Here is a 5,065-nt window from a genome sequence, read left to right on the forward strand (position 1 = left end):
CTTCGGCGCCACGCCGCTGGCCCTGTACCGGGCGATCCGCAGCCTCAACCCGTCGCCCTACATGTTCTATTTCAACTTCGAGGAATTCCAGGTCGTCGGCGCCTCGCCCGAGATCCTGGTCCGCCTCGAAGACAACAACGTCACCGTGCGTCCCATCGCCGGCACCCGCAAGCGCGGCGCCACCCACGACGAGGATCTTGCTCTCGAGGAAGAGCTGCTGGCCGACGAGAAGGAGCGTGCCGAGCACCTCCAGCTCCTCGACCTGGGCCGCAACGACTGCGGCCGCGTGGCCACCACCGGCAGCGTCAAGGTCACCGAGCGCTTCACCGTCGAGCGCTACTCCCACGTGATGCACATCGTCTCCAACGTCGAAGGCAAGCTCAAGGACGGGCTCAACGCCCTGGCCGTGCTGCGCGCCACCTTCCCGGCGGGCACCGTGTCGGGCGCGCCCAAGCTGCGGGCGATGGAGATCATCGACGAGCTCGAACCCACCAAGCGCGGCATCTACGCCGGCTCGGTCGGCTATCTGGGCTTCCACGGCGACATGGATCTCGCCATCGCCATCCGCACCGCGGTGGTCAAGGACGGCAAGATCCACGTCCAGGCGGGCGCCGGCATCGTCGCCGACTCCGATCCCCAGTCCGAGTGGCAGGAAACCCAGAACAAGGCCCGCGCCATGCTGCGTGCGGCCGAGATCGCCGAAGCCGGCCTCGACACCGCGCTGTGAACACCATGCAAAAGGCCGCCCGCAGGCGGCCTGGTGCAGCGCGGCGGGCGAGGGGGTCAGAACGCGATGCCGACCTTGGCCTGAACCAGCCAGTTGTCCGCGCCGTGCTGGCCGGTGGCGATCGTCTTGCCGACGGTGTCCTGCCAGCGTGCGCCAAGGCCCAGGTTGAGCTGGCCCATGCGGTAGTCCAGATCGGCGCCGGCCTGCCAGGCGAACATGTCCACGGTGCGGTTGCCCGCGTCGGCCTTCACCCAGCCGATGCCGGGGCCGATGCCGAAGGTCACGTCCTTGGCGACGGGGATCGTCCAGCGCGGGTTGAGTTCGACGGTGGTCAGATCAAGCCCGCCCTTGTCGAACTTGTTCACCGACAGCTTGGTGCGCACCACGCCGGTGGGCGTCTGCAGCAGGCCGCAGTTCATGGCCAACTCCAGGCCCCAGGCGGTGCCGCTATCCACGTGCTTCGGGTCCATCAGGCCGCCGGTCACGGAGGCGACGAAGGCCGGGCTGTAGCCCTTGTCGAGAATGGGCAGGAACTTCCAGTCGCCGGCCAGGGCCGGGGCGGCAGCGGAGGTGGCAAGGGCGGCGGCGATCAGGAGGCGGGCGATCTTCATGGTGGGTTCTCTTTGTGTTGTGGAAGGCGCTCTGACTATCCCATGCCGGGCCAGCCCCTGTCGGTAACCGCGGTCACATAGCAAAAATAGCCGGCCGGATGGCGCGCCCTGGCGGGTGCACCCGGCCGAATCTGCGAGAAAATGCAGCACTGCGCCGGCCATCCCCATGACGATTGCGATGGCCGGACGCACCTCAGGAAAGGATTTGCAGCCATGTTGCTGATGATCGACAACTACGACAGCTTTACCTACAACCTCGTGCAGTACTTCGGCGAGCTCGGTGCCGACGTGAAGGTGTTCCGCAACGACGAGATCACCGTCGAGCAGATCGCCCTGATGAAGCCCGAGCAGATCGTCGTCTCGCCGGGGCCGTGTTCGCCCGCCGAAGCCGGCATCTCGGTGGCGGCCATCAAGGAGTTCGCTGGCAAGATCCCGCTGCTCGGCGTGTGCCTGGGCCACCAGAGCATCGGCGCCGCTTTCGGCGGCAAGATCATCCACGCCAAGAAGCTGATGCACGGCAAGGTGTCGTCGGTGCATCACCTGGACCAGGGCGTGTTCAAGGGCCTGCCCAATCCGCTCACCTGCACCCGCTACCATTCCCTGGCCATCGAGCGCGAAAGCCTGCCCGACTGCCTGGAAGTCACCGCGTGGACCGATGACGGGGAGATCATGGGCGTGCGCCACAAGACCCTGCAGGTGGAGGGCGTGCAGTTCCACCCCGAGTCCATCCTCACCGAGCGTGGCCACGACCTGCTGCGCAACTTCCTCGAACAATCCAGAGCCTGATCGGAGCCCGCTGATGACCTTTACTGCCCAGGAAGCCCTGCAACGCACCATCGACCACCGGGAGATCTTCTACGACGAGATGCTCTCCCTGATGCGCCAGATCATGGCCGGGGAAGTCTCCCCGGTGATGACGGCTGCCATCCTCACCGGCCTGCGCGTCAAGAAGGAGACCATCGGCGAGATCACCGCCGCGGCCACCGTGATGCGCGAGCTGTCCACCAAAGTGGTGGTGCCCCGCGACAGCAACTTCCTCGACGTGGTGGGCACCGGCGGCGATGGCTCCCATACCTTCAACATCTCCACCGCCACGATTTTCGTGGCCGCGGCGGCCGGCGCCAAGGTGGCCAAGCACGGCGGGCGCAGCGTCTCCAGCAAGTCGGGCAGCGCCGACGTGCTGGAGTCGCTGGGGGTAAATCTCAACCTCAACGCCCGGCAGGTGGCCGAGTGTATTGAAGAGACGGGCATCGGTTTCATGTTCGCCCCCAACCACCACAGCGCCATGAAGAACGTGGCGCCGGTGCGCCGGGAGATGGGGGTGCGCACCCTGTTCAACATCCTCGGCCCGCTGACCAACCCGGCCGGCGCGCCGAACACCCTGCTTGGCGTGTTCCACCCCGATCTGGTGGGCATCTGCGTACGCGTCATGCAGCGCCTCGGCGCCGAGCATGTGCTGGTGGTGTACGGCCGCGACAGCATGGACGAAGTCTCCCTGGGCGCCGCCACCCTGGTGGGCGAGCTGAAGGACGGGGAGATCCGTGAATACGAGATCCACCCCGAAGACTTCGGCCTGACCATGATGTCCAGCCGCAACCTCAAGGTGGCCGATGCGGATGCGTCGAAGGCCATGCTGCTGGGGGTGCTCGACAACACACCGGGCGCTGCCCGGGAGATCGTGGCCCTCAACGCCGGCACCGCGCTGTACACCGCCAACGTGGTGGGCTCCATCGGCGAGGGCATCGTCAAGGCCCGCGAGGTCATCGCCTCCGGCGCGGCCCGCGCCAGGCTGGAGGCCTTTGTGGCCGCGACCCGCAAGTTTGTCTGATTGGGTCGGAGTGTCTAAGATGGCTATTCAGATAGCCATCTCATCGAAAAGGAGGCGGGCATGGACAGTACTTACTCGATTGCCGAGGCGCGGGATGGCCTGACGAGCTTGGTCCATCGGGTCGAGGAGGGCGAGCCCATCCAGCTCACCCGACGCGGCCGGCCGGTGGCGGTGCTGATCTCGGTTGCCGAGTACCAGCGCCTGAAGGCCCCCGCCGAACCCAGGCGTTTCGACAGCGCCCTGGATGCCTGGCGGCGGCGCTGTGGCGAGAGTGCCGTGAATGGCGACGAATTTGATGGTTTGAGGGATGCCTCGCCGGGGCGTCCTGCCGCCGACTTCTGATGCGTTACCTGCTGGACACGAACATCGTTTCTGAAGCGTCCCGCCCCGCTCCCCACCGGGGCGTGCTGGAGGCCCTCCAGCGCAATGCCGCCGAGTGCGCCATCTCGGCCATCAGTTGGCACGAGTTGCTGTGTGGTGCCGAGCGCTTGGCCGACGGCGTGCGGCGCAGGCAGATCCTGGCCTTCATTGATGAGGTAGCGAGCCTGTTTCCGGTGCTCCCCTATGATGCCGGCCCGGCAGCCTGGCACGCCACCGAGTGGGTCCGGCTGGCCCGGGCAGGCCAGACACCGGCCTTTGCCGACGGTCAGATCGCGGCTACGGCCTGCCATCACAAACTGATTCTGGTCACGCGCAATGTCCGTGATTTCACTCCTTTCGCCGGGCTCGTCATCGAGAACTGGTTTGAACCCTGAACCGAGAAATCCCATGTCCGACATCCTCAACAAGATCCTCGCCGTGAAGCGCGAGGAGGTGGCCGCCGCCCGGGCGGTGGTTTCCGATGCGGCGGTGCGCGAGCAGGCGGCCGCCCAGGCGCCAGCCCGTGACTTTGTCGGCGCCATCCGCGGCAAGATCGCCGCCGGCCACGCTGCAGTGATCTCCGAGATCAAGAAGGCGAGCCCGTCCAAGGGTGTGATCCGCGCCGACTTCCGGCCCGCCGAGATTGCCGCTTCCTACGAGAAGGCCGGCGCGGCCTGCCTGTCGGTGCTCACGGACCGGCAGTTCTTCCAGGGCGCCCCCGAATACCTGCAGGCCGCCCGCGCCGCCTGCAGCCTGCCGGTGCTGCGCAAGGACTTCCTGGTGGACACCTACCAGGTGTTCGAAGCCCGGGCCATGGGGGCCGACGCCATCCTGCTGATCGCCGCGGCCCTGAGCCTGGCCGAGATGCAGGAGATGGAAGCCATTGCCGAAAGCCTCGGCCTGGGGGTGCTGGTGGAAGTGCACAACGGCGCCGAGCTGGACCTGGCCCTGCAGCTGCGCACGCCGCTGCTCGGCATCAACAACCGCAATCTACGCACCTTCGAGGTCAGCCTGCAGACCACCCTGGATCTGCTGCCGCGCATCCCGGCAGATCGCATCGTTGTCACCGAGTCGGGCATCCTGGCGCCGGCCGATGTGGCCCTGATGCGCGCCAATCAGGTCAATGCCTTCCTGGTCGGCGAGGCCTTCATGCGTGCCGATGACCCGGGCGCCGGGCTGGCGGCCCTGTTCGGCTGATCCATGAGCGAGGTGCCGGCACCGCCGGCAGACGCTGCACCGCCTGGCACGCCGGGTGAGTCGCCCGGGCCGGCGCCCCATCGCCGCGAGTCCTGGGCTGCGCGCCTGACCCGCGGAGGGCTGGGCCTGTGCCTCGGCCTGGTTGTGGTTGTGGTTGTGGTGCTGCTGGTCGGCTGGCTGGGCGCAACCGCCTCGGGGCTGCGTACCCTGGCCGAGCTGGCCGGCAGCCTGAGCGGTGGCCTGGTGCGCATCGAGAAGCCCGAGGGCTACCTGCTGGGCGAGTGGCGGGCGGGGGCCGTGTACGTGCGCACGCCGACTCTCCAGGTCGAAGTCCTCAACCTC

Annotated in this window: 8 protein-coding genes; 7 read left to right on the forward strand and 1 reads right to left on the reverse strand. The window is 67.3% G+C overall.

Features of this window, described 5'->3' with window-relative positions; all coding sequences use genetic code 11:
• On the forward strand, positions 1-727 hold a 727-nt coding region (locus J0L98_RS21040), incomplete at its 5' end, for an anthranilate synthase component I family protein (RefSeq protein ID WP_296414152.1).
• A 56-nt stretch (positions 728-783) separates the two neighbouring features.
• Here J0L98_RS21040 and J0L98_RS21045 read toward each other — a convergent pair.
• On the reverse strand, positions 784-1,338 hold the full coding sequence (locus J0L98_RS21045; RefSeq protein WP_296414154.1) for a hypothetical protein: 555 nt from the start codon (positions 1,336-1,338) through the stop codon (positions 784-786).
• A 213-nt stretch (positions 1,339-1,551) separates the two neighbouring features.
• Between J0L98_RS21045 and J0L98_RS21050 the strand changes: the two genes are divergently transcribed.
• The 6 genes from J0L98_RS21050 to J0L98_RS21075 all read left to right on the forward strand — a co-directional run.
• Complete coding sequence (locus J0L98_RS21050; protein ID WP_296414155.1) at positions 1,552-2,124, forward strand: aminodeoxychorismate/anthranilate synthase component II; 573 nt, start codon at positions 1,552-1,554, stop codon at positions 2,122-2,124.
• Positions 2,125-2,137: 13 nt separating this feature from the next.
• The gene (gene trpD, locus J0L98_RS21055) at positions 2,138-3,166 is read left to right on the forward strand and encodes an anthranilate phosphoribosyltransferase (protein WP_296414157.1); all 1,029 of its coding nucleotides are present in this window, start codon (positions 2,138-2,140) and stop codon (positions 3,164-3,166) included.
• A 60-nt stretch (positions 3,167-3,226) separates the two neighbouring features.
• Entirely contained in the window at positions 3,227-3,508 is a 282-nt protein-coding gene (locus J0L98_RS21060; RefSeq protein ID WP_296414159.1) for a type II toxin-antitoxin system Phd/YefM family antitoxin, read from the forward strand.
• Positions 3,508-3,921: a type II toxin-antitoxin system VapC family toxin gene (locus J0L98_RS21065; RefSeq protein WP_296414162.1), complete on the forward strand. Its 414-nt coding sequence runs from the start codon at positions 3,508-3,510 to the stop codon at positions 3,919-3,921. The genes J0L98_RS21060 and J0L98_RS21065 overlap by 1 nt, the downstream gene beginning before the upstream one ends.
• Before the next feature lie 13 nt (positions 3,922-3,934).
• Positions 3,935-4,723 carry an indole-3-glycerol phosphate synthase TrpC gene (gene trpC / locus J0L98_RS21070; protein WP_296414164.1) on the forward strand — a complete coding sequence of 263 codons (789 nt, stop codon included), beginning with the start codon at positions 3,935-3,937 and terminating at the stop codon, positions 4,721-4,723.
• Between the two features lie 3 nt (positions 4,724-4,726).
• Positions 4,727-5,065: hypothetical protein (locus J0L98_RS21075; protein WP_296414166.1), on the forward strand; the 339-nt coding region annotated here is incomplete at its 3' end.

The organism is Zoogloea sp. (genome assembly GCF_017302315.1).
Lineage (GTDB): Bacteria > Pseudomonadota > Gammaproteobacteria > Burkholderiales > Rhodocyclaceae > Zoogloea.